At 45.3% G+C, this 1,270-nt stretch carries 1 protein-coding gene; it reads right to left on the reverse strand.

What is annotated here, in order from left to right:
* Positions 1-996: IS110 family transposase (locus tag FYJ73_RS15620; RefSeq protein ID WP_154535662.1), on the reverse strand; the 996-nt coding region annotated here is incomplete at its 3' end.
* Positions 997-1,270 lie beyond the last annotated feature (274 nt).

Here is a 1,270-nt window from a genome sequence, read left to right on the forward strand (position 1 = left end):
TTTTACAAGTGAGTATGTTATGTGCAGGAGTTTGTTTATTACGTTGTTGAGGACAATGCTGTACGGCTTGCCTTTCTTTTCCAGTCTGTCGGCGTAGGCCTTTATCTCTCGGTTGTAGATAATCGCACTTTTGGCAGCCATTCTGAGGTTGTTCTTTATCATCTTACAGCATACGTTCTTGCTTGGATCCTTCTTGTGGACAGAGGTGCCGGATTCGTCATAGAACGTATGAGCGCCTGCGTAACAGGACATCTTGTTGGGTGTGGTTATCTTCTTGAAATTCGACGAGTATGCGATAATGCAAGCTGCATTGACCAGGCCGACGCCATTTATGGAAGTCATGTGCAGGTAGTTTCTCTTCAAGTCCTCGTCAGAGTTGATAATGCGCTCGATTTCCTGGTTACACTTTTCGATTATCTCGTCGAGTGTCTTTATCTCGGATTCAGACATTTTGTTTATTGCGCGTGCTGTCTGCGATTTGCCAAGTACTGTGGTGAACTTCTTTTCCGACAGCCTTGTCTTTGCCTCTTTTCGGCGTTCTACCATTGTGGCGCGGTAATTCACTATTTCCTTCAGTTCCATGATAACCGTCGGATCGGGCGAAAAAAGGACAAGCTTGTCCTGATGTTTGGCCGCATACTCTGATATGTTCCTCGAGTCGGCCTTGTCGTTCTTCCCGCGTCTGAACCCGGAGGAACGGTGTATCTGCAAAGCACTCTCGCGCCATACGTTCTGGCCTTTGTCGTGAAGATACATACAGATCTGCCTGTCGTATCCACCGGTAGTCTCCATGCAGAACAGCCCGTCTTCCGACAACTTGCCGTTGCATTGCTTGCACAACTTCTTTGCCCATGAGACAAGAGTTCTGAAGCCTGACGTGCTGTTATCGAACTGTCTGTAACCAACCTCGTTCAACGAATCTATCGATTCGAAGAAAATTGCAGTCGCATCAAAAGTTTTTTTGGCAATGTCTATGCCAATACAGAATTTCTTCATAACTTTGTCCTTTAATTAAGTAAGTAACGAGTTGACCGAGAAGTTGTCCAGACTAATACTTTATTTAGGCTTCGAGCCTAACTTCCTACCTGGTCTCTGCAGCTTCAATCCGGAGGGGCTATAACGAAGGTTAGGCTCGAGGTCTAGTAGGGGCTATAGATTATCCCTCCGGTGGTCAACTTTTCCTTACAACAACAAAGGTAAAAATTAACCATGAAACTAAAGGTATAAACCTTTAAAATATTCACACTGCAAAGATAAAGTAGGGGCGGGG

It is taken from the genome of Hallella mizrahii (assembly GCF_009695775.1).
Classification (GTDB): Bacteria; Bacteroidota; Bacteroidia; order Bacteroidales; family Bacteroidaceae; genus Prevotella; species Prevotella mizrahii.